The organism is Butyrivibrio sp. MC2021, assembly GCF_000621605.1.
GTDB lineage: Bacteria > Bacillota > Clostridia > Lachnospirales > Lachnospiraceae > Butyrivibrio.
Genome location: NZ_KK211316.1, coordinates 1 through 23387, shown reverse-complemented (window position 1 = coordinate 23387; position 23387 = coordinate 1). Strand labels below are relative to the sequence as shown.

Below are 23387 nucleotides of genomic sequence, written 5' to 3'. Positions count from 1 at the left end.
GCATGGGAGCATTTGAGACAAAAACTTACAGAAACGTATTTAAGGAGATCGGTAGGACCGATGCAGCGATCGAGGCCAGGCTTAAAGAGGTGGTAGACACCTTTTTCTACGATGAAAATGAGCGTATCTATCACGAAGCCGGCGAAGATATGGGATATCTCACAGATACCGGCAATAACGACGCCAGAACAGAAGGTATGTCCTATGGTATGATGATGTGCGTACAGCTGGACATGAAGGAGGAATTTGACCGCATCTGGAAGTGGTCCAAGACCTATATGTTCATGACAGAAGGTGACAACGAGGGCTATTTTGCCTGGTCCTGTGAGACAAACGGCAAAAAGAACGCCTACGGCCCTGCTCCTGACGGAGAGGAGTTCTATGCTATGGCTCTTTTCTTTGCATCCCACAGATGGGGCGACGGAGAAGGTATATTTGAGTACAGCAGAGAGGCCCGCGAGCTTCTCAGTTCCATGATCCACAAGGGAGAGAACGGAAGACCCGGATGCCCTATGTTCAACAGGGAAAATGGCCAGATCCTCTTTGTTCCGGGAAGCCCTCACACAGATCCATCCTATCATCTGCCTCATTTCTACGAGCTTTTTGCTCTCTGGGCCAACGAGGAGGACAGGGAGTTCTTTAAAAGAGCTGCAAGAGTCAGCAGAGAATATCTTGCAAAGGCCTGCAACGAGAAGACAGGTCTCAGCGCAGAATATGCCAATTTTGACGGAAGCCCCATGACTGAGCAGCTGCCCTGGGGATATTTCGGCAATTTCTTCAGTGACGCCTACAGAACAGCAGCAAATATCGGACTTGACGCAGAGTGGTTCGGTGAGGATGCAGGCCAGATCAGCGCTCCTCTCAAGATGATGAAGTTCTTCGGAACAGATCTTGAGGCTGCAAGATGCGTATACACAGTAGAGGGAGAGGCCCTTGATAAGACTGTGCTTCATCCCGTGGGACTTCTGGCTACCCTTGCCCAGGGTGCGCTTTCCGTGCCCTACAGTGAGGATCCTGACAGTGATTTTGCAGTGGCTGCAAAGTGGGTAAACTGGTTCTGGAATCAGCCCCTGAGAAAGGGCGTTCGCCGCTACTACGACAACTGCCTGTATCTGTTTGCTTTCTTGGCTCTTTCAGGAAATTACAGGATGTGGTAAATAATAACTGATTATCAGCAAAATTAAGGCAAATAACAACAAAGAGTGAGTAGCCAAGAGGTTTAGGATAAAATATTATGTATTTTATCACTAAATTTCTTGGCTCTTTTATATATGGGCCGAATTGGAGGATTACATGAAAAGGAAAGGTATTTTATGCGGTATTATCGCACTGGCTCTTTTAGCAGGATGCGGGAAAGAGGCAGGAACTGCAGCCAGCACTGAGGGGACCGATGTTCTTGTGACTGAAGCTGCAAAGGAGAGCACCCAGGAGGTTGTAGAGGAAGCAGCTACAGAAGCGTCAGCAGAGGCTGCGGCTGAGGAGGCTTCAGAGGAAGCACAGCCTGTAGACGACGGAGTTGCTCTTAAGGATCTTTGCAAGGACTATTTTACACTGGGAGTTGGTATCAACGGCAGCATGCCCCAGAACAACACCATCAATATTCCCCAATATAAGGAATTATCACTTAAGCACTTTAACAGCTGCACCATGACCAATCTCATGAAGAGCGGCTATATCCTTGATCAGATGGGATGCCAGAACAGCGAGGACGGCAGCCCGGTTCTTAACTTTATGTCAATCGATCCTACCCTTGAGTGGTGCCAGGAGACAGGAATGAAGATGAGAGGACATACCCTTGTATGGCACACTCAGACCCCTGACTGGTTTTTCAGGGTTGGTTACAAGGATGACGGCGACTACGTTGACAAAGAGACCATGCTGGGCCGTATGGAGAGCTATATTCAGCAGATGCTGTCCCATGTACAGGAGAATTACCCCGGGGTTATCTACTGCTGGGATGTGGTAAATGAAGCCGTAGATCCAGAGAGCGCAGATCCTGACAGCTACTTCAAGTGCCGTACCAAGATAGAAGGCAATGACAACCCATGGTTTGCAACAGTTGGTCAGGACTACGTTGAGATGGCATTTACCTATGCAAGAAAATATGCAGATCCTGATGTAAAGCTCTTTTACAACGATTACAACACCTTCCAGGTGCCAAAGACAGAGGGTATCTATGATCTCTGCTCCAAGCTCAATGAAAAAGGCCTCATCGACGGTATCGGAATGCAGGGCTATTGGGGAATCGGCTATCCTAAGATCTCAGAGATCAAGACTGCCATGACCAAGTTCGCTGAGCTGGGCCTTGAGATCCAGGTCACAGAGCTCTCAGTTGGTGTTGACGAAGAAAACGATGAGTGGTTCCAGAAACAGGCCGATAAATATGAGGAAATTTTCAAGATGATCTATGAGATGGACTCAGACAACGGCGGCCCTGCAAACATAACAAACGTTACATTATTTGGCCTTGTGGACCATTACCGCGAGGGAGATACCACAAACACCCGTATCTTCGATAAGAACTATGAGCCCAAGCCTTCATATTTTTCAATTAAGAGCGTAATGGAAGAACACGCTAATTGATTTGTTGATAATAATTTAAGAATTAAGCGAGAAAAATCAAGCAGTTTCTGTGGTATGATTATTCATACGGGAGGATGTCGAAAACTTTACATGGGTACATTTTTTTATCCGGGAGGTACCGTATGCAAAGACAGCTGACAACACAGGAACTGCTTGATCGTTTTGATGAAGCAATAAGTAATGGTTATATTTTCGCATATTATCAGCCACAGTTTAATCATGCCACAGGAAGTATGACTGGAGCTGAGGCACTTATGCGTTGGATAGACCCTGAATATGGTATGCAATATCCTTCAGACTTTATTCCCGTTTTGGAAGAACACGATCTTTTATACAAGGCGGATATCCAGATGGTGGAATCTGCCTGTCGTTTCATCAGAAACTGTATTGATGATGATATCTCTGTTGTTCCCATCTCATTTAACATGTCAAGAAATGACATCTTCAAGCATTCATATGTTGATGATGTTGAAAAAGTGCGCCAAAAATACAATGTTCCTGTGAAATATCTGAGAGTAGAGATCACAGAAACATCGGCGATCGGCGGCATGGAGCTTATGGTTTCAGTGATCGACAAGTTCCATAAACTCGGATATATCGTGGAAATGGATGATTTCGGAAGCGGATACTCATCTTTGAATATCCTGAAGGACCTTGATGTGGATATTATCAAGCTGGATCTGAATTTCCTGAACGGTAATGTCAGCGGACGAGGCGGAATCATCATAAGAAGCGTAGTTCAGATGGCAAAATGGCTCAGAACCCCCATCATCGTTGAGGGCGTCGAGACTCTGGAGCAGGCAGATTTCATGAAGAGCATCGGTTGCTACTATATTCAGGGATATCTTTATTCCAAACCGGTGCCTGAAGATGAATTTCTGGAAAAAATGAGTATTGCCTATCATGAGCCTACCAAGAGCCCTTCAGAGCTTATTAAGACCTTCAAAGCGGATAATTTCTGGGATCCCAATTCACTGGAGACTCTGATCTTCAACAATTTTGTGGGGGGTGCGGCTGTTTTTTCCTACAACAAGGAAAAGCTGGAATTCATCAGGGTTAACAGGAAGTATATCGAAGAAATCGGAATGAATATTTCTGAGAGGGATTTTATTGAGTCCAATCCCTGGAAATATTTTGAGACAGATAGCAAAAAGGTCTTTGTCGATACCATAGAGAAGGCCATATCCTCAGCGGAAGAGGAGGTTTGCGAGAGCTGGATGCTCCTTAATTCCAAGTGCTGCGGAACAGACCAGATGTGTATCAGATACCATCTCAGAGTCATTGGAAATGCGGGGGATGAATATCTGATATATGCGATAATCAGCAATATCACTGCGGAAAAGAAGAGTTTTCAGGATGTATTTGAGAGTGAGCGCAAATTCAGATATGCCAGTGAGCATACTAAAAGCTACGCCTGGGAGTACACCATCGCCACCAAGGAGATGAGACCCTGCTTCAGGTGTATGAGGGATCTGGGGCTTCCGCCGCTTATCAAAAACTATCCGGAGCCCGTTATAGAGAGCGGCCTCTTCCAGCCGGATTACGCAGATATGTACAGGGAGTGGCACAGACAGCTGGCGGCGGGAATAGGTTCCCTTGAGGCTGTAATGCCCCTTACTGCGGCAAGGATACATTTCAAGGTAAAATATACCACGGAATTCGATGAGAACGGAGTGCCTGTAAGGGCCTACGGCTCCGCGACTCCAATTGAATAGACCATAAATAAAGGGTACGCCGATGTGACAGCGTACCCTTTTTTCATACAAAAAATATTCAGATTATAGATTAGCCTTGATCTTCTCGATCATTTCCTGATATTCATCATCAGTAAGGAAGGTCTTGCCGGGGTTCATCTCGAAAACTCCGCCCCACTCATATTCATCCTTGTACTTGGGAACAAGGTGCATGTGAAGATGGCAGCCTGTATCGCCGTAGGCACCATAGTTGACTTTGTCAGGGTTAAAGGCCTTGTGGATAGCCTTGGAAGCGCGATTTACGTCAGCAAAGAATGCATTGCGCTCCTCATCTGAGATATCTACGATCTCACTGATATGGTCCTTATATGCTACGATGCAGCGTCCTGGATGGCTCTGCTCCTTGAAAAGAATAAGCTGGCTGACCTCAAGGTCACAGATCTTGATTCCAAACTTGGCAAGAGGCTCTCCGCCTACGCAATATCCGCAATTATTGTCGATCATCATAATTTCCTCCGAACAGTTTACAAATTTTTACTTAAGTGTATTATGAACTATAGTTTTCTGATAGAATAGTTTTTTATTGAACAAAATAGGAGATTTTATGATAAGAGCAGTACTTTGGGATTTGGACAATACACTTTTGGATTTCGACGTGGCCGAATGGGAGGCCCTGTGCACGGATTTCAGGGAATTTGGCCTCGGAGAGTTCACTGAGGATATGTTAAAAGATTATATGGTCATCAACAGAAGGCGCTGGCAGGCCCTTGAGAGGGGCGAGATGGAGAAGCAGGAGGTTCTGGAGGGCCGTTTTAGAGAATTCTTTGGCTTCCTGGGAAAAGACACATCCATCGCAGCGGCTTTCAATGACAGATATCAGGAGCTTCTGGGGGAGACCATATGCTTCAGGGACGATTCCTATGAACTTTTAAAGAGCTACCAGAGAAAAGTTCTGCAGTGCATGGCATCCAACGGAACCAAGAAGGCTCAGACCGGCAAGTTAAAAAACTCAGGCTTTGACAAGATCTTTGACCTTTGTTTTATCTCAGAGGAGATAGGAGCTGAGAAGCCCTCAATAGACTTTTTTACCCCATGCTTTGAAGAGATCGACAAGTGGCTTATGGAGCGCGAAAAGGACCTTCCTTACTCAGGTGGCAAGTACCTGGGCAACATAAAAAAGGACGAGATGATTATCATCGGAGATTCCCTTACCAGCGACATCAGGGGCGGAAATAACGCAGGAATAAAGTGCTGTTGGTACAATCCCAAGAACCTTCCTTTGAATCAGGATCTCAGGATTGACTATGAGATTAAGAGCCTTCAGGAAGTGAAGGACATTCTGCAGATTTTTTAAGATTTAAAAACTATCCAGTTATGGGACCAGGGAACGGGGAGACCAAAAAGTGTCTTTACCTTTCCTGAAGCCCGTCTGTACCAGGAATAATTCCATCCGGCGCCCATATCCATGTAAACCGCATTGGTGACGCCCAGATCCCGGAGTTCAGCCAGAAAATCATCAAAATGCATCATGTTCACGGAGTCAATAATGCAGACATTTCCATTCAGCTCCGCAAGGGTTCTGAAACATCTTGTTCTTGGCATCTTAAAATCCATTACAACTTCACCGTCATGAATGAGCCCAAACTGCATGAATCCGCTGCCGCCTGCTTCTGCGGCTTTTTTTATTGCAAGGGTGGGTTCGGTAAATTCAAAAGAAAATTCATTATTCGCATAAGTAAATGCCGCAAAAGAATCCTTGTTGTAGGGGCTCTCATAGTAAGCTCCGGACACGGCGTGATCACCCTCAACATTTATCTGGGAAAAGCCAAGGCTTACGGTGTGCTGGAAGGCAGCGCCGCAGCACCAGGTCACTGAAGTGTCTCTTTTTGAGGGGCGGTCCTTGCATACAAGCTCTATATTCGAGTATTCCGGGAAAAAGATATAAAGTGAGCCCGTGTTGTATATTTGAGTCTCTTCGCCTGGGAGAATGTCCCCTGGATCCATGTTTTCAGCGTTTATACTCTCAGGAATCCGGGTATGATACTGGGACACCAGAGCAAAAAAGATGAACACAAAGGCCGGGATCACGAAAAGGGATGAAGCAAAGAATAGGTGATAAAGAGCTTTTAAGGGCCTGAATTTCAATTTTTCCGGTCCCCACAGATAAATCAGCAAAGTCGTCAATTGAAGCACGCAAAGAGCCAGATACGCGTCCTGAAGGATGGTTAAGCGCATCTGTGCCACGTAATAGGTGGTGAAGGCTCCCAGGGACAGAAGAGTCATTGCCATGAGCCATATTCCAAAGAGACCTCTGCGAATACTCATGCTTTCTCACTCCGTTTGCGTTTTTCCATGAGAAGCTCCTTACGGAGGACCTTGAAGGAGTCAAACTGGGACTCGATGCTGACGATAAGCAGGAAAATAGCCATGTCTGTCAGGTACTGCATCGCATTATTCCATAATACGGAGGCGGGGAGGCCCAGTAGACTGTTGGAGCCAAGAAGCAGCAGATAAACGGTAAATTTGATTATGATAGCCATTCGGTTCAGGACTACATTTTCCGGGTTACCATGCTTCGCATAATTTATGAAAAAGTGATTGATGGTTATGATGATGGTCATGAGAAAAGACATGCCTGCGGCGGCCAGGTAGATACTGCCCTGAACCCCGGCGATAAGGTATGTGTCGAAATCCTCTTCACCCCAGAGCTTGGCCAGAACAAGATAGGCCTCCTGATACATGAGGCAGAACAAAACCCCGCCCATAAGGCCCTTTGCCACATCCCAGTTATAATGCCTGAAGGCCAGATACATGGCAATGGTGGTGACAAGTTTTACAATGATCACGAAAATCGTGAAGGAATCTCCGCTGTTACGGATGAAAAAATAGGAAATAATGCTGGTAACAACAGCAAATATGCATGCTGCCAGCATGAGATATTCATTAAGAAATATGGATTCACGTTCTTTTTTTACCGATTCATTATCATTATTCATATAACAATTTTATCAGAATAAATGATTGATTGACAGAGTCAGAATATTCTGATAATTTATTAAAGGAAATTGAATAGTTCTTCGGGGCAGGGTGTAATTCCCTACCGGCGGTATAGTCCGCGACTCGCGATAAGCGACTGATTGGGTGCGATTCCCAAACCGACAGTATAGTCTGGATGAGAGAAGAATCAGCTATGGAGCAGGTGCCGCAGGCACTTCCTGTAGCCGGCTTTTGACGTATTTGCAAGTGTCCCGATAATCGGCACTTGCTTTTCTTTTACCCATTTTGGGCGTCTTTAGCTACTTTCATGTCGCCTTGGGGAATCCTCATTTTCACAACAAATTATTGTTTATCTAAGGAGGAACCCAATGTTCAAATCAAAGAAAATCACCACACAGCAGATCGTAATCGTAGGAATGCTCTCAGCACTGGCAGGAGTACTTATGTCTCTTGAATTCTCAGTGCCAATGATGCCGCCCTTTTACAAGTTTGACTTCAGTGATGTACCCGCAATCGTAGCTCTTTTCCTGATGGGACCCATGGAGGGCGCTCTGGTTGAGATCATCAAGCTGGTTGTAAAGCTGATCCTGTCCGGAACCAACTCCATGTTCGTGGGAGAATTCGTTAATCTCATGGCTATCATCATGTTCGTAATACCTACCTGGCTCATCTACAAAAAGCTTGGTCAGACCAGGAAGGCAGCAGCCCTGGCCCTTCTTGTGAGCGTGATCATCAGAACAGGAGCAGCCTGTTTCCTGAACGCATTTGTTTCCCTTCCCCTTTATGCAAAGGCCATGGGAATATCCCTGGACGACGTTGTAAAAATGGTAGGCAGCGCCAATTCCAGGATTCAGGACCTTCAGAGCTTTATCTTCTATGCCACAATTCCTTTCAATGTTATGAAGCTTACAATCAACAGTTTTATCGGCTATACCGTATATGACAGACTTCTGGCAGCCGTTCCCGCAGCAAGGAAGCTCCGCCGCGATTCCATGGCAGTTTCTGAGACAGCAGAGTCGGAGGCAGCCTGATCATGATAAAGGAGTATTACAATCTCACAAGGCTTCAGATGGAGCAGGTGGGCAAAAACAAAACACTTGTTATTGTTCCTTTGGGAGCCGTGGAGCAGCACGGGAATCAGGCTCCCCTTGGTACCGACACCCTTATTGCGGGAGAGATGGTAAAAAGAATTCGAACTCAGCTTGGGGAAAATAATGAATTTAAAAACCAGGATGTAAATGTCCTGACATTTCCTGTGATTCCTGTGGGATACAGCGTTGAACACCAGAATTTCTGCGGGTCTGTAAGCTTTAAGCCGGAGACCTATTATCATATTTTGTACGATATCTGTGACGGTCTTGGCCGCCACGGTTTTAAAAATATCGTATTTCTCATCTGTCACGGCGGAAACCGCGCTCTTGCCGAAGTTGTCAGCAGACAGGCAAGGCAGGACCTTGGAGTGAAGGTATTTCTTATTGCCTCTGGTGCCTTCTCAAGTCCCAGGGTAAAGGCCACCATTTCTCCCGGAAATGAAATGGATTTCCACGGCGGAGAGATGGAGACTGCCATGGTAATGGCGATAGATGAGAGTCTTGTGGACCTGGAATCCTCCGTGCCGGGTAACCACAAGTACACCCGGAAGGGCAAAAAGCTTAGCTTTGGCGGAAGCGTTGCCCTTCCATGGATGGGTGAAGACTTTATAACTGAGGAGGGAAAGCCCATCGGAATTGGCGGAGATCCGAGTGGAGCCACCGCTGAAAAAGGGGAAATAATCCTTGATGAGAGCGCCAAAGAAGCGGTGCAGGGGATTATGGAAATCGCAGAAATTATCTGAAAATTTTTTTGACAAATTAGCACATTTTTGAGGGTCATAATTCATCATTTTTTCCATTGTGAGGTAGGGCATCACCTCTTATAATGTCCCTATTGAAAAAAGCGTTTTGTTTTGGAGGAGAGAGTAGTATGAATTTTAGTAACATGACCCTTACGCAGGAGCAGATCGGGCATCTGGTCCCCAGGAGCTATGCGCTCAGAATTGAGGATGTGCATTATGCTCTTTATTCAGATGATATGATCAGCCTGTCCCGTGAGCTGAGGCAATATGGCCGCGGCGCAGAGATGCCCACAGATCAGTTCTTATCCTTCTGCTTTGAAAATAATATCAAGGTTGTTCCGATTCCCTTGAGCTTCCAGGATCAGACCATTGACGCAGATCTGATGGATAACCTTAAATATGAGATGTCTAAATTCGATAAGCTTGGCTTATTACCGGATGAAAATCTGATGAAGAGTATTTTACAGTTCCACCTCTTTATCATGCATAATCCGGATCTGTGTGTCAGCCTTGCAGAGGATATTCTCAGAGGATAATGTATTTAATATCGAAATAATCTGAAAGACCACTTAGCCCGCAGGCCAAGTGGTCTTTTTTATAGTATTTTTAGAAATGACGAAAATTCAAAATGATACAATTGTGTAGTGAAATAACACAGACAGGAGGGAGAAATAAAGTGGAAATCGGAAAAATAACAAAAGTTATCAAATCTGCACTATGTATCTTTACAGTTCTTGGAAGCCTTTTGGGCAGTACTATTGTTTCTGATGCAGCTGAGGCAAGAGTTATTCCTTTTACAAGTCCTCTGGACTATTCCCTTGCAAATAACTGGCTTTATGACGGAATCGGGGATGATAAGGCGGTTGATGTTTTCATTGTCGCTCCAACGGTGGACACAAAAAGCGTCACCAATGCTACAATAACCCCCGGTTATAAGTCAGCCTTCAGATATGCCATGAATCAGCAGCAGGCTCTTTATGCTGAAACCTCAAGGCTTTATGCGCCATATTACAGACAGGCAGCCATGAATGTGTATGGAATTGATGCGAAAACGAGAGAAGAAGCCCTGAAAAATGCCTATATCGATGTATCAGCTGCTTTCAAATATTACCTGAGATTCAAAAACAACGGCAGGCCTGTTATTTTGGCAGGCTACTCCCAGGGAGCAGATATGTGCTACAGAATTCTTGAGGAGTTTTATGGTGGAAACAGCGGTGATGCCGCAGCTCTTCGTGATAATCTTGTGGCTGTATATGCCATCGGATGGCCTATGACCGCTGAAATGATCGAGAAATATCCTCAGATCGTGCCTGCCAAGTGCAAGGACGACCTTGGAGTTGTTATCAGCTATGAATGCGAAGACGGAAACGTTACAGACAGCGTTATGATTCCCGCCGGTACAAAGGCTATTTCAATCAATCCTTTAAACTGGCGCACAGACAGCGTTGTAGCTCCCAAGAGCCTGAATAAGGGAACCGTAACTCAGGATTCCAAGACCGGAGCCATTACCTCTGTGACTCCCGGAAAGTGCGGAGCCTATATTGATCCTGTGAGAGGTTCCCTGATTGTCACAGGCATTAACACAACCGACTATCCCAAGGTTCTGGATATTTTCCCTGACGGCTCCTATCACCTGTATGATAACTTCCTCTTCTTCGTAAACCTTAAGGAAAACATACAGCTACGAACAAACAAGTTTATTGAGAAAAAAGCTCTTTCACAGAAAGCATCATAAATATATAGCGGTCATAACCGGAAATAATCGGCTATGACCGCTTTTTTAGTTCTGTTATACAATTATTCCAGAGCTAACACTTCATCTAAAATACCATTTATGGGAACTTCATTTTTTACCCTACCTTTCTCTGAAAATGATTAAAAGCTGACAAATTAATAATGCACCAAAACAATGAAATAAAATACTAACTAAAGGTTAATGTTTTTTTGATAAAATTCCACTTAAAATAATAAAGCAATTTAGATTTATTTTAGAAAGATGAGGTGGGATATGATGAGTAAAAAACTATTAACCGGAGTATTAGCATTATTAATGGGGGCAGGCCTTGTTATGCAGCCTGCTGTTGCATATGCTGCAGAATTCGATGAATTTGAAGAGGAAATACTGTTAGAAGAGGCAACAGTAATTACAAATGCACATATCAACAGTAATTATAAAGAAATTGCTGTTAAGGGTAATGTAACTGAGACACCTGAAGTAGAGATACTTGATAATGATATGATTGTTATTGAGCCTTTTTGGATCAGCTCAAAGGACGAGAAGTCATGGAACTTCTGTAGAGAAGATGATACTTTTATGGTTGGCTACCACTATAGATTTTATTTACTGGTGGACGTTGCCGAACAATTTGCGGATAAATATAGACTTGATCCGAATTTTACATTATATATCAATGACGAACCTAATTTTACGATGTTCCCCGCTAGTGAGGATGAGGAACTCGTGATCGCAACTGATAGTATTTTTATATCTGAATCTGATGTACCAAAGCCTGTTGAAAAGACCATTATCTCATCCATAAGTGTAACAAGTGATTATGAGGATATCTGCAAGAAAGGCGAACCCATCAGGGACATTAGTTTTGAGTTGACTGAAGAGTTACCGGTAGAATTATCCGGTGGCTGGTTTACTGACGTAGGAGGCGATATTTGGGCAACACCGACAGATAAGTTCTTTACATCCGGAAAATACCAATATGAAGTAGAAGTAAAGGTCCTGGATGAAAATGCTGATGATTACGAATTGGATAAAAACCTTACATTAACCGTCAATGGCAAAGAGTGGACCAGACATAAATCAAAGGATGATGATTACACAATAATCACTTTTGAATCTGAAATAATAGATCTGACAAATGACCAGATAATCATTGTTACACAAACAAAAGCAACCAGCGATTTTGAGTCTATTCCTAAGTTTGGCGAACCAATCAAGATGCCTGATTTTGTTTTAATTGAAGGAAAAGAGGTTACAATCGAAGGCGAATGGTATAAGCAGATTGGCGGCATGTGGTCTCAAATTACAGATAAAATATTTACCCCCGGGACATACCGTTTTGAAGCAGATGTCAGGATCAGCGATGAATATGCTGATACACATGAACTTGACAGATTTTATTCATTAACGGTAAACAATGTTCCATGGACAAGACTCCTGAGCTTTGCCGGTTTTGATAATTCATTCACCTTTATTTCTGATGAATTTATTATCTCAGAGGAGATTCCAATAATCGAGGAAGGTCGTTGGTATACCAAGTATGGTAAGACCTACTATGAGTACCCAAGTGGTGAGAAGGCTGTCGGAATGCAGTTTATTGAGGACGATTACTATCTCTTTAGCAAAAAAGGTGTTCTTCAGAAAAACGTCTTTTTCGAAGATGATGGTTTGAAATTCTATTTTGGTTCAGACGGTAAGCTGGTTAAGGGCTGGATAAAAAAATGGACAGCAACCTATTACGCTGATGAAGAGGGTGTAATTCAGACCGGATTTGTTGATATAGACGGCGATACCTATTACTTCGACGCAAAAGGAAAACAGAAATCCAGTGTATGGATCTCCCAGGATGGCGATAGATATTATATTAAAGCTGACGGACATATGGCTAAGTCAGAAACCATCAGCAGATGGGGCAAAAAATACACATTTGATGAAAACGGCAGGTTAATGAAATAATAAATCTATTAAGACCACTTGGCCTTCGGGTTAAGTGGTCTTTTTAAATTACTTGGATTGCATATTTTTAATTATCCGGTAGGCATCCTCCGGAAAATACTACAAAGCTCACGGTTGTAGAGTGCTTTTTCTTGGCTATAATAGTGCAATACGCAGAAAAAGCGCTTAAGGAGGACGATCATGACCAGAGTTAATGATCCCCTATCACAATAAATAAAATAGTTGTAAGGAACAGACTTACCATGGCTCCCACCGTAAAATTCGATTTTGCTGGAGCTGACGCCTTTGTATCCGAGAAGCATATTCAGCATTACAAGGAGAGGGCGGAGCATGGCTGCGGCCTTATCTGTGTGGAGGCAACAGCGGTTACTCCCGGCGGAAGATTCGGCAGGAACCACATGGGCCTTTGGAGCGATGAGTTTATAGAGGGACATGCGCAGATAGCCAAGGTTTGCCACGACGCAGGGGCACCGGTTATCATCCAGCTGAACCATGCAGGCAGGGATTCCGCACCGGATCTCGGTGAGCAGATCGCGCCATCAGCGGTTCCCACCAGGGATGAGAACGTTTTGGCAGAAGGCGATCCCGTCGAGATTACAAAACACTGACTTGCTTTTCATTCAAAATGTGCTAACATAGAAGTTCGCGCGCAAAAAATTGAACAGATAAAAAACACATTTTGAATGGAGTAACCAATGGAAGCAGAATTATATTCTTTCGATGAAGTATGCGGGATGATTGAAGAAAAGGGCTTTAAACGCTTTGACAGACATGACGATCAGGTGAAGCACACCTGGCAGTTCAAAGACCGTGGCTCTATGTTGTGTGTGGATACCTTATTTAACAGCCGTTTTGTGATTTATGCCACAGAGCGTGATTTTACGGCACTTAAGAGAAAGGCCGATGCTCAGGGACTTTCTGAGCCTGTATCAATTCAGGATAAGAATAAGATAAACGAGATGATTGGGATGTTTGAAAGCGTAGGCAGCAGAGCCATTTTATTTATCAAGCACGGCAACAAGCGCCTGAATCCCGAGACAGCAGAAGGGTATATTCCCCACGAGATCGTATTTTTTACCAATGACAACCTGGACTTCATGCTGAGCTGCCTGGCTGAGATAGAAAGCTATGTGGTTCCGAAGGTTACTTATGTACCTAAAAAGGCTGTAGTTAAGGAAATACCTGTAATTTCCGAAGAAGAGCTTCAGGATAAGTTCCCTGTTGGCTGCGTTGTAAGCCATGCCAGATATGGAGAGGGAACTGTTGAAGATACCGCTGAGGGCAAGATCAGAGTTTGCTTTGAAGACGGCACAGAAAAGATATTTGCAGCCGCTTTATGTGTTTCAAAGAATCTTTTAAAGAGAGCATCTTAAGAAAAATCAAGAAAATCTGTAATAAACGGGGCTGTTAGTGTATTATAAGTAGGTGAGTCATAACTTTTTTGGGGGAAAGCATATGTCAACTTACGTAATTTCAGACCTTCACGGACAATACAATATATTTAAGACCCTGCTTGAAAAGGCGGATTTTTCTGATTCAGATTCCCTTTATATGTTGGGGGATGCCATAGACAGAGGCCCCGCAGGAATCAGGATCCTGCAGCAGGTCAAGAATTCTCCCAATATGCATTTCCTTCTGGGAAATCACGAATTTATGATGTTGAACGCGGTGGCCCCGGACGGCTCAGTGCCTGAGACGGTGGAGGATCTGCCCGGCAGCGATGCCCGCCTTTGGACTCTCAAGAACGGCGGGGACAAGACCTTCAATGAATATTTGAATTTAAAAGAAGAGGAAAGGATTGAGCTTGTACAATGGCTCAGTACCCGACCTCTTTCTACTATGGTTACGGTAAAAGACGAAACCTATCTTCTTACACACTCTTTTTTCCAGACAGAACTCATAGATATACCATATTGCAGGCTGGATTACAGAACAGCCTGGGCTATTGTGTGGATGACGCCCTATCGCGATGACATATTTGTAAGTCCCGGGGAGTACGCAGCCATAGCCCCATGCAGAGTAGTATTGGGACATGTGCCTGTTTACGTTGCCAATCCGGGTTTTTCGGGCCTTGCGCCATTTTTTGACGGGAATATCATTGATATTGACGGTGGTTGCAGCAGCCACAGGGAAACGGATAACCCCAATAAAGGAGGGATCCTCCTGCGCTTGGATGATATGACTGCTTTTACCTGCTCTTTTGCAGAGAATAAGGAAAATGAAGAAAAAAGTAATGGGATCAACCTGCTGCAGCAATAGATTCTGTAAGGCTTTGTGTTGCATTTTCCATTGCGATGTTAACTCTGGAGCTCATTTCATCAGAGAGCTGGAGCTGCAGCATATCTATTACACGATTGTCGATGGAGAAACTGAGGCGTGATGCGTGCTCCTTGTAGGAGTCCTGGTTAGCGGCCTCGTAGCTCTGTCGCAGATTTGTACTGAGAATCTTGGTGGATACCATGGAATCGTAAGCTTTTTCAAATTCAGCGCCGAAACTCTTTTTGGTATCTTCGTCTATCTTTAAAGTGTCAGCGTTCTGCTGAGGTGATACGTTCTGTGATAAGTATTTTGTTGTGATACTGTTTGCAGATGCAAGGAAACCTAAATCCATTTATGAGAATCCTCCTTCCGAACTTTTCAGAAGGTATATCGGCAGGAAAAATTGAAAGTTTAGAGTCTGAAAAAAATTATTTTTCCCTAAAAAAGTTATTGCCAATTTGTTTATAGTAGGTTATAGTTTCAATAACAAGGAAAACGTTTTCCGAAAGGAGAATACTATGTTATTAAGTGCTATTTACCACAGAATGTCAGAGCAGTACTGTTATCCGCTCGACAAGGATAATCTGATCATCAACATTAAAACAGGATATGACATAGACAGAGTTTATATTGTCTACGGAGATCCCTACGAAGCCGGTATCATGGGCGGAAGTGAGCAGTGGAGCGGCCAGAGAGAGGAGATAGTCTATAAGAAGCGCCTCAAAAATCACGTCTGGTGGACCACAACTCTTCAGCCAAAGTACAAGAGATGCAAATATTATTTTGAGCTTCATGCAGGAGAGGAATGCATGTTTTTCTTCGAGGACGGCTTCCTTACAAAGGAGGAGATGGACCAGACAGGCAAGACTTTGTCCTATTTTATCATGCCCTGGATGAATCCTGCGGATGTCTGCAAGACCCCCTCCTGGGTCAATGATACGGTGTGGTATCAGATTTTCCCGGAGAGATTCTGCAACGGCGATAAGAGCATAGATCCGGAGAACGTGCTTCCCTGGCAGAGCGGCAGGGTGGATTTTCACGACTATTATGGCGGAGATATTAGAGGAATCAGGGACAGACTGCCATATCTGAGGGACCTTGGCATCACCGGCCTGTATCTTAATCCCGTTTTTGAGTCCGACAGCAATCATAAATATAACACCAGAGATTACAAGAAGGTGGATCCCCATTTCGGCACCAACGAGGATCTTAGGATGCTTGTTAAGGAAGCCCATGAGATGGGAATCAGAGTCATGCTGGATGCGGTATTCAACCATACGGGATCGGATCATCCCATGTGGATCGATGTCCTGGAAAAAGGCCGCGATTCCAGGTATGCGGACTGGTACATGGTCAACAAGTGGCCTGTGGAACAGGACGGTGATACCAGGGACGGAAGGTATTATTCCTTCGCTTTTGCCCGGTATATGCCCAAGCTCAACACCAATAACCCTGAGGTTCAGGAGTATCTTCTGGACATAATCAGATTTTGGATCGAGACCTTTGATATCGACGGACTGCGTTTCGATGTGGGTAACGAGATATCCCATTCCTTCCTTAAAGCAGTGCGATACATGACATCTCATATGAAGGAGGATTTCTATCTTCTGGGTGAGATCTGGCATGATTCCATAACATGGCTTTTGGGAGATGAGTACGATTCTGTTATGAATTATCCTCTTTCCACCGCCATTGCGGATTTCTGGGTATATAAGAACAGAGGAAGAGAGACCTTCGAATATGATATAAACAGGTGTTTTACCATGTATTATTCCCAGGTCAACGATGTTCTTTTTAACCTGCTGGATTCCCATGACACCAACAGGCTTCTTGATAAGGCAGAGAACAATATAGATATTTTTTACCAGCAGCTGGCTGTGCTTTTCACCATGCCCGGAAGCCCCTGCATCTACTACGGCACCGAGGTGGCCATGGAGGGAAGCTATGACCCTGACTGCAGGAGATGCATGCCCTGGGATGAGATAGATTCCGGAAAAAAGGACGCTGAGATCAGCGAGATGAAGAAGCTTATCTCCATGAGACAGAGTCTGCAGTCCTGCAAGAGCAGAAATTTCCATTTCCCAAATGACGTTTACGGAGACAGAGTCATTTCTTATGAAAAGATAGGTGAAAATGAGACTATTCAGATTTATCTTAACTGTGAAGAAAAAGATGTAAAAATCGATACAGGAGATTTTGATGAGGTACTATATTCCCGCAAATGGAGAGCTGAAGAGGGATTGAGCGGCTTGCTTGGAGTGAATGGGATACTGATCCTGAGGCGGAAATAAACGTTATTGCAAATATTACTAAACGATAAATATCACACACAAATTATTACAAAAATAGAAATAAATACCTTTTTTCGAAAAGCCGTTTCGAAACCCTTTAGCGCGTTAAATGCCTGCATTTGAAGTGGATTTCAAAATATTACAAAAAAGTCATAAAATAGCAAATTATGAATAACAAAACGCAACATCTGATAAGTGTAATCCCTTTCATAATTGGTAGAATGAGGGTGCTCGAGCTAATAAACATAATATTTGGAAAGGGGTAGCTATGAAAAAACGTTTAGCGTTAGCACTATGTCTGATGCTGTTTGGGGGAGCAGTCATTGGAAATAGCACAACAGTGCAGGCGGCAAGCGTTGTTAACGGCAGCTATGTTAAGGCCGACAACGAGAATAACCCGCTTGTAACACAGAACTACGGCGCAGATCCCGGAGTACTGGTGTATAACGACACAATCTATGTTTATACTACCAATGACACTCAGGAACTCGCTGGCAACAACGAGAACACTTACGGCAAGATCAACACACTGAACTGCTATTCATCTAAGGATATGGTCAACTGGACTGACCATGGCAGCTTCAAAGTAGCAGGCAGCAGCGGTGCAGCAAGATGGGCTTCCAATTCATGGGCTCCATGTATCGCTACCAAGAAAATCAACGGTAAGGATAAGTTCTTCCTTTACTTCGCAAACAATGCCAGCAGCATTGGGGTACTTACTGCTGACAGCCCGACAGGACCTTGGTCAGATCCTATCGGTAAGGCACTTATCACAAGACAGACCTCAGGATGCAGCGGAGTTGAATGGCTCTTTGATCCTGCAGTACTTGTAGATTCAGACGGACAGGGATATCTCTATTTCGGTGGCGGTGTTCCTACAGGTCAGAATGCACATCCTAAGACAGCAAGAGTTATCAAGCTCGGTTCTAACATGACTAGCACATCAGGCTCTGCTGCAACTATCGATGCTCCTTATCTTTTCGAAGATTCAGGCATCAACAAGATCGGTAACACATATTACTATTCATATTGCTCCAACTGGAACTGCGCAAACGGTTTCAACAACGCAGCAATTGAGTACATGACCAGCTCAAGACCTATGGGACCTTTCACATATCAGGGTGAGGTTATGAAGAACCCCGGAGTATTCTTCTCAGGTTCAACAGGAAACAACCACCACCAGATCTTTGAGTTCAAGGGCAGCTATTACATGGCTTATCACACAAGATCAGTTGAGTCTAAGGTCATCCGCAAGAGCCTTGGCTACAGAACAACACAGATCGATAAGATCAATGTATCAGGCGGCAAGATCAGCGGACTTACACCTACTATGTCAGGTGTTTCACAGACCTCATACGTAGATCCCTATTCAGCAGTTCAGGCTGAGACAATGTTTACACAGAGCGGAATCAAAGTATCAGGCAATGGCGATGGCACAGCATGGGTTGATAACATTTCTAACGGTGATTACACCAAGGTTAAGGGAGTTAACTTCTCCAAGGGACTTGGTTCCATCACAGTTAGCGTTAACAGCAGAGGTACAGGCACAATTCAGGTAAGAGACGGCAGTCCTAGCGGAAGCCTTCTCGGAACTATCAATCTTTCTAATACAAACAACAAGAATACAGAGTTCACAGGCACAATGAAGAACGTTACCGGAGTTAAGAACCTTGTATTCGTATTCAACGGAAGCTTTGAGTTTGATTACTGGAAGGCAACAGCTCAGGGCGAGACAGCCGGCGGCGGAAACCAGGGTGGCAACGAAGGTGGCAACCAGGGTGGAAACCAGGGCGGCAATCAGGGTGGCAACGAGACAGCACAGAACAACAATAAGGTTGAGTGCGAGAACATGACTAAGAGTGGCCAGTATGCAGGCACAATCTCAAGTCCTTTCAATGGTGTTGCTCTTTATGCTAACAACGATAAGGTAAGCTTCGATCAGTACTTCGCATATGGCACACACGACTTTACTCTTCGCGGTTGCTCAGATGGCAGCAACATGGCTAAGGTAGTTCTTAAGATCGGCGGAGAGGAGAAGGGAACCTTCTACTTCGGTGATCAGTATCCTGCAGAGTATACAATCGAGGGCGTTAACCACGCTACAGGTGCTACAACAGTTGAACTCGTTGTAACATCAGATGACGGAACATGGGATGCATATGTTGATTACCTTACATGGGGCAACGGCTCAGGCTCTTCAGCCGGTGGCAGCACAGGCGGCAACCAGGGTGGAAACCAGGGCGGCAATCAGGGCAGCCAGGGTCAGACCGTAGAGGCTAACCTCCTTAACACATATGGTAAGCAGTTCGGCAATTCAGGAACATGTATCAACCTTTATCAGCTTCGTGATTCCAGCCAGCTTGCATTCCTTAAGACACACTACAACAGCATTACTCTTGAGAACGAGATGAAGCCCGACGCACTTCTCGGAGGCAGCGCAAGACTTATCTCTGTAAACGAAGCTAAGAACAGAGGCTACTACATCCCTAGCGGATACAATGAGCAGTATGTTCCTCAGATCAACTTCAACACTGTTGATGAAGTTATGAAGATCTGCTACCAGAACGGCCTTAAGATGAGAGCGCATACTCTTGTATGGCACTCACAGACTCCTAGCTGGTTCTTCAGAAACGGCTATTCAGGAAACGGCGGATTCGTTAACTCATCCACAATGGATAAGCGTCTTGAGATGTATGTTAAGACAGTTATGAACCATGTATACAACAACCAGTACGGCAGCGTAGTATATGCATGGGACGTAGCAAACGAGATCCTTCATGCTAACAACTCCGGTTGGGAAGCAGTTTACGGCAACAACAGAAGAAATGCTACTTATGTTAAGAAGGCATTCAACTATGCTTATGAGACTCTTGAGTACTTCAAGCTCACAAATTCTGTAAGCCTGTTCTACAACGATTACAACACATACATGGAAGTTAATGATGTAATCACACTTGTTAACTACATCAACCAGGGTAAGAAGGTTTGCGCAGGTGTTGGTATGCAGTCTCACCTTGGAACCAACTATCCTTCAGTTGATTACTACACAACAGCACTTAAGTCATTCCTTAACGCAGGATTCGAAGTTCAGATCACTGAGCTTGATATCACCAACAAGGGTGACTCAGACCTTGCTAACTATGCTTACAACCTCTTCAAGAACATCAACAACCTCAAGAAGAATGGTTCTAAGATCACCGGTGTAACATGGTGGGGACTTTCAGATCAGACAACATGGATCAACAATTCTGCTCCTCTTCTGTTCTCAAGACCCGGTGTTGCTAAGTCAGCATACAACAAGGTAATCCAGGCTAACGTTGAGGTATTTGGACAGCCTAGATCAGGTGGATCACAGACTCCTTCAGTTGATCCTCAGCCTACACCTCAGCCCGATCCTGAGCCGGAACCACAGCCTAGCGAGCCTGTTAACGAGAACACAAATGCTTACATCCAGGATGGATGGTACTATGTAAAGAATCCTTTATCACAGAAGTACCTCACAGTTGAGAACAACACAGCTGACGGCTGGACAAACGTTGTTATCAGCACAGGTACAGGCGTTGACGGTCAGAAGTGGTATGTAACAAATACTTCAGACGGATACATCACTCTTACATCAAGACTTGGCAACTTCATGCTTGACGTTGCTAACGGCGAGGATGAGGATGGTGCAAACGTTGGTATCTATCCTGCACACGGCGGAAACGCTCAGAAGTTCGTAGTTAAGAACACTGCTAATTCAGGTTACTTCACAATCGCTACAAGATGCTCAAATTCAGCTAAGACTCTTGATATCTATGAGAAGAAGACAGCTGATGGCACAAACGTATGCCAGTGGAGATACAACGGTGGAAACAACCAGCTCTGGCAGTTCGAGAAGGCTAATGTATCTGAACAGCAGCAGCCTGTTGTTGAGCCCGATCCAGAGCCTACTCCTGAGCCAGTAGTTGAGCCCGATCCGGAGCCTGTAGTTACCGAAGACGGTCTTGAGCTTGAATACAGCGTAAACAGCTGGGGTTCAGGATATCAGATCAACTTCAAGGTTAAGAACAACACAGGTAAGGCAGTTAACGGCTGGACACTTAAGCTTAACAAGAGCGAGATCAATCTTTCTAACTGCTGGAACGTTAAGCTTACAGAGAGCGGCAACTACTACGTAATCAAGCCTGTTGATTGGAACAGCTACATCGCTAACGGTCAGAGCATTGAGTTCGGTGCTCTTGGCGTAGGCCAGGTTGGCAATTCTCTCAACTACACACTTGATTGATAACTGAATAATATTGGATATTCCAATAATAAAGGGGTTCGACCTGCATCATAGGCAGGTCGGGCCTCTTTCTTTTATACTTTTTTAACATTATTGGTTTACATTCTGATGATAGACAATATGTAATGACCTCCATTTTGTAGCAACGTGGATTCACCTGTATACTAAAGATGTCGAGTCAATGGTAACAGGGATTACCGCATACAAAAGGAGGTCACTAAATGAATAATAACACAGTTTACGTAGGTATGGATGTCCATAAGGAAAGTTTTACACTTTGCGCTTATACAATTGAAGTCGAAAAAGGTTTGTATTACCAGCGTACTTCAGCAGATTACAAAGCAGTTTTAAAGTATCTTGAATTCCTTCGCTCAATCTACGGTAACGATACTACATTTATATGCGGTTATGAAGCCGGGTGTCTTGGCTATACTTTATATCATCAGCTAACAGACCGAAATGTTAACTGTGTGATACTAGCGCCATCTACCATGCTTTCTCAGCGTAATAACAAGAGAATAAAAACTGATAAGCGTGATGCTGAGCTTATTGGCAGATGTTTGTGTCAAAACAATTATAGTCCAGTACATATTCCTACTGCCAAAGATGAACAGACTAAAGAATATCTGCGCATGCGGAATGATCATAAACTTGCACTAAAAAAGATCAAACAACAAATTCAGTCTTTTTGCCTTCGCCACGACTATAGATACGAAAGTAAAAGTCACTGGACAATAGCACATATCAATTGGTTAAAAGCATTAAAACCCGAAGGTTTATATAAAGAGATTCTTGATGAGTACTTGCTTACATATGCTACGCTTACTGATAAAATAGAACGTCTTGATAAGCGAATCGAAGAACTTGCATCAGTAGATGAATACAGAGAATCTGTAAAAAAGCTATGTTGTTTCATTGGTATTCAGACTCATTCTGCATTATCAGTTATTGTTGAGGTCGGAGATTTTAATCGTTTTTCTTCCGCAGAAAAGTTTGCCTCATATATAGGACTTGTTCCTGGCGAAGCATCCAGTGGAGACGATACCACTAGGCTTAGCATTACAAAAGCAGGAAATAGTCACGTACGAACTCTGTTAACAGAAGCATCTCAATGCTATACTAGAGGCAGAGTTGGTTACAAATCCAAAACAATCAAAGCTCGTCAAAATGGAAATACTCCACAAGTTATTGCATATGCAGATAAAGCTAATGAACGTCTGAAACGCAAATACTACAAAATGGTATTAAATAATGGAAAAAAGCGAAATGTGGCAATAATGGCAGTTGCAAGAGAACTCGCTTGCTTTATGTGGGGCATGATGACCGATAATATAGCTTAATCTGTTATAACAGTGCGCTGCTAATCTCAAGGCCAAGCCGCCCAAGGCGGTGCTTCGCAGCCTTGACATCATCATCCCACTGTTATAGTGGGTAATCAAGCAGATGTAAGATGGCTTACGCCATTTACATCTGGCCAAAACAAAAGCAACAACTGAAGACATCTTGAAAGGGCTTCGGCCATTTCAAGGTTCGAGCTATCTACGATAATTCTATGTTGGCACGGAGCAATCTGTGATCCACGATGGTAGACGGTAGAGCTCACGGCGGACCATTGACCTGTCGGTAACCAATCCACGTATATCAGAGTGGCCAATGCCGGGAACTGATACCCCGAGGCCCTTTCAAGGTGCCTTCAGAAACAACTAAATAATTATGTGGTGGATTCCTGTAAGCTTTCTCTTGACAGGAGGTCATTACATATCAGAATTAT

At 44.1% G+C, this 23387-nt stretch carries 19 protein-coding genes and 1 riboswitch; of the genes, 15 read left to right on the top strand and 4 right to left on the bottom strand.

The genetic code is table 11. The features are described from left to right. The first annotated feature begins 2 nt into the window (after positions 1–2). From T359_RS0118375 to T359_RS21960, 3 genes are all read left to right on the top strand, one after another. Positions 3–1157: a glycosyl hydrolase family 8 gene (locus T359_RS0118375; RefSeq protein ID WP_026518652.1), complete on the top strand. Its 1155-nt coding sequence runs from the start codon at positions 3–5 to the stop codon at positions 1155–1157. Positions 1158–1293: 136 nt separating this feature from the next. Continuing rightward, on the top strand, positions 1294–2583 hold the full coding sequence (locus T359_RS0118370) for an endo-1,4-beta-xylanase (protein WP_026518651.1): 1290 nt from the start codon (positions 1294–1296) through the stop codon (positions 2581–2583). 122 nt (positions 2584–2705) lie between these two features. Continuing rightward, positions 2706–4298 carry an EAL domain-containing protein gene (locus T359_RS21960; RefSeq protein WP_051545621.1) on the top strand — a complete coding sequence of 531 codons (1593 nt, stop codon included), beginning with the start codon at positions 2706–2708 and terminating at the stop codon, positions 4296–4298. Between the two features lie 63 nt (positions 4299–4361). Here the strand turns inward: T359_RS21960 and T359_RS0118360 are convergent, their stop codons facing one another. Continuing rightward, on the bottom strand, positions 4362–4781 hold the full coding sequence (locus T359_RS0118360) for an HIT family protein (RefSeq protein WP_026518650.1): 420 nt from the start codon (positions 4779–4781) through the stop codon (positions 4362–4364). 100 nt (positions 4782–4881) lie between these two features. On the opposite strand from T359_RS0118360, the gene T359_RS0118355 reads away from it, so the two are divergent. After that, positions 4882–5631, top strand: a complete 750-nt coding sequence (locus T359_RS0118355) for an HAD hydrolase-like protein (RefSeq protein ID WP_035785000.1) — start codon at positions 4882–4884, stop codon at positions 5629–5631. Here T359_RS0118355 and T359_RS0118350 read toward each other — a convergent pair. Beyond that, a complete protein-coding gene (locus T359_RS0118350) occupies positions 5628–6602 on the bottom strand; it encodes a hypothetical protein (RefSeq protein WP_026518648.1) in 975 nt (324 codons plus the stop codon). The two genes, T359_RS0118355 and T359_RS0118350, sit on opposite strands and share 4 nt — an antisense overlap. Further along, positions 6599–7273: a hypothetical protein gene (locus tag T359_RS0118345; protein ID WP_026518647.1), complete on the bottom strand. Its 675-nt coding sequence runs from the start codon at positions 7271–7273 to the stop codon at positions 6599–6601. Before T359_RS0118345 ends, T359_RS0118350 begins: the two co-directional genes overlap by 4 nt. 73 nt (positions 7274–7346) lie before the next feature. Then, a riboswitch (FMN riboswitch) is annotated at positions 7347–7465 on the top strand. Between the two features lie 177 nt (positions 7466–7642). On the opposite strand from T359_RS0118345, the gene T359_RS21095 reads away from it, so the two are divergent. The 8 genes from T359_RS21095 to T359_RS21955 all read left to right on the top strand — a co-directional run bounded on the left by T359_RS21095 (position 7643) and on the right by T359_RS21955 (position 15058). Then, positions 7643–8305: an ECF transporter S component gene (locus T359_RS21095; RefSeq protein ID WP_051545619.1), complete on the top strand. Its 663-nt coding sequence runs from the start codon at positions 7643–7645 to the stop codon at positions 8303–8305. A gap of 2 nt (positions 8306–8307) precedes the next feature. Further along, on the top strand, positions 8308–9108 hold the full coding sequence (locus T359_RS0118335) for a creatininase family protein (RefSeq protein WP_026518646.1): 801 nt from the start codon (positions 8308–8310) through the stop codon (positions 9106–9108). Between the two features lie 128 nt (positions 9109–9236). Continuing rightward, the gene (locus T359_RS0118330) at positions 9237–9644 is read left to right on the top strand and encodes a hypothetical protein (protein WP_026518645.1); all 408 of its coding nucleotides are present in this window, start codon (positions 9237–9239) and stop codon (positions 9642–9644) included. A 140-nt stretch (positions 9645–9784) separates the two neighbouring features. Then, positions 9785–10843: a DUF3089 domain-containing protein gene (locus T359_RS0118325; protein WP_051545617.1), complete on the top strand. Its 1059-nt coding sequence runs from the start codon at positions 9785–9787 to the stop codon at positions 10841–10843. 273 nt (positions 10844–11116) lie between these two features. Next, positions 11117–12799 (top strand): N-acetylmuramoyl-L-alanine amidase family protein, encoded by a 1683-nt coding sequence (locus T359_RS0118320; RefSeq protein ID WP_155840187.1) that lies wholly within the window; start codon positions 11117–11119, stop codon positions 12797–12799. A 203-nt stretch (positions 12800–13002) separates the two neighbouring features. Beyond that, the gene (locus T359_RS21090; RefSeq protein ID WP_330370227.1) at positions 13003–13407 is read left to right on the top strand and encodes an oxidoreductase; all 405 of its coding nucleotides are present in this window, start codon (positions 13003–13005) and stop codon (positions 13405–13407) included. A gap of 87 nt (positions 13408–13494) precedes the next feature. Further along, positions 13495–14172: a hypothetical protein gene (locus tag T359_RS0118310; protein ID WP_026518641.1), complete on the top strand. Its 678-nt coding sequence runs from the start codon at positions 13495–13497 to the stop codon at positions 14170–14172. A gap of 82 nt (positions 14173–14254) precedes the next feature. After that, a complete protein-coding gene (locus T359_RS21955) occupies positions 14255–15058 on the top strand; it encodes a metallophosphoesterase (RefSeq protein ID WP_051545615.1) in 804 nt (267 codons plus the stop codon). On the opposite strand, the gene T359_RS0118300 is transcribed toward T359_RS21955, so the two are convergent. Next, positions 15039–15410 (bottom strand): hypothetical protein, encoded by a 372-nt coding sequence (locus T359_RS0118300; protein ID WP_026518640.1) that lies wholly within the window; start codon positions 15408–15410, stop codon positions 15039–15041. The genes T359_RS21955 and T359_RS0118300 overlap by 20 nt on opposite strands. 166 nt (positions 15411–15576) lie before the next feature. Here T359_RS0118300 and T359_RS0118295 point away from each other — a divergent pair, with 166 nt between their 5' ends. From T359_RS0118295 to T359_RS0118285, 3 genes are all read left to right on the top strand, one after another. Beyond that, positions 15577–17349 (top strand): glycoside hydrolase family 13 protein, encoded by a 1773-nt coding sequence (locus T359_RS0118295; protein WP_026518639.1) that lies wholly within the window; start codon positions 15577–15579, stop codon positions 17347–17349. 268 nt (positions 17350–17617) lie between these two features. Next, a complete protein-coding gene (locus T359_RS23160) occupies positions 17618–21616 on the top strand; it encodes an endo-1,4-beta-xylanase (protein WP_242839134.1) in 3999 nt (1332 codons plus the stop codon). 221 nt (positions 21617–21837) lie between these two features. Next, positions 21838–22956, top strand: coding sequence for an IS110 family transposase (locus T359_RS0118285; protein WP_026517506.1), 1119 nt, complete (start codon positions 21838–21840; stop codon positions 22954–22956). Positions 22957–23387 lie beyond the last annotated feature (431 nt).

What these genes read in the sequence shown, in the direction of transcription:
- T359_RS0118375 (WP_026518652.1), top strand. Translation starts at nt 3, where the DNA reads ATGGGAGCATTTGAGACAAAAACTTACAGAAACGTATTTAAGGAGATC.
- T359_RS0118370 (WP_026518651.1), top strand. Translation starts at nt 1,294, where the DNA reads ATGAAAAGGAAAGGTATTTTATGCGGTATTATCGCACTGGCTCTTTTA.
- T359_RS21960 (WP_051545621.1), top strand. Translation starts at nt 2,706, where the DNA reads ATGCAAAGACAGCTGACAACACAGGAACTGCTTGATCGTTTTGATGAA.
- T359_RS0118360 (WP_026518650.1), bottom strand. Translation starts at nt 4,781, where the DNA reads ATGATCGACAATAATTGCGGATATTGCGTAGGCGGAGAGCCTCTTGCC.
- T359_RS0118355 (WP_035785000.1), top strand. Translation starts at nt 4,882, where the DNA reads ATGATAAGAGCAGTACTTTGGGATTTGGACAATACACTTTTGGATTTC.
- T359_RS0118350 (WP_026518648.1), bottom strand. Translation starts at nt 6,602, where the DNA reads ATGAGTATTCGCAGAGGTCTCTTTGGAATATGGCTCATGGCAATGACT.
- T359_RS0118345 (WP_026518647.1), bottom strand. Translation starts at nt 7,273, where the DNA reads ATGAATAATGATAATGAATCGGTAAAAAAAGAACGTGAATCCATATTT.
- T359_RS21095 (WP_051545619.1), top strand. Translation starts at nt 7,643, where the DNA reads ATGTTCAAATCAAAGAAAATCACCACACAGCAGATCGTAATCGTAGGA.
- T359_RS0118335 (WP_026518646.1), top strand. Translation starts at nt 8,308, where the DNA reads ATGATAAAGGAGTATTACAATCTCACAAGGCTTCAGATGGAGCAGGTG.
- T359_RS0118330 (WP_026518645.1), top strand. Translation starts at nt 9,237, where the DNA reads ATGAATTTTAGTAACATGACCCTTACGCAGGAGCAGATCGGGCATCTG.
- T359_RS0118320 (WP_155840187.1), top strand. Translation starts at nt 11,117, where the DNA reads ATGATGAGTAAAAAACTATTAACCGGAGTATTAGCATTATTAATGGGG.
- T359_RS0118310 (WP_026518641.1), top strand. Translation starts at nt 13,495, where the DNA reads ATGGAAGCAGAATTATATTCTTTCGATGAAGTATGCGGGATGATTGAA.
- T359_RS21955 (WP_051545615.1), top strand. Translation starts at nt 14,255, where the DNA reads ATGTCAACTTACGTAATTTCAGACCTTCACGGACAATACAATATATTT.
- T359_RS0118300 (WP_026518640.1), bottom strand. Translation starts at nt 15,410, where the DNA reads ATGGATTTAGGTTTCCTTGCATCTGCAAACAGTATCACAACAAAATAC.
- T359_RS0118295 (WP_026518639.1), top strand. Translation starts at nt 15,577, where the DNA reads ATGTTATTAAGTGCTATTTACCACAGAATGTCAGAGCAGTACTGTTAT.
- T359_RS23160 (WP_242839134.1), top strand. Translation starts at nt 17,618, where the DNA reads ATGAAAAAACGTTTAGCGTTAGCACTATGTCTGATGCTGTTTGGGGGA.
- T359_RS0118285 (WP_026517506.1), top strand. Translation starts at nt 21,838, where the DNA reads ATGAATAATAACACAGTTTACGTAGGTATGGATGTCCATAAGGAAAGT.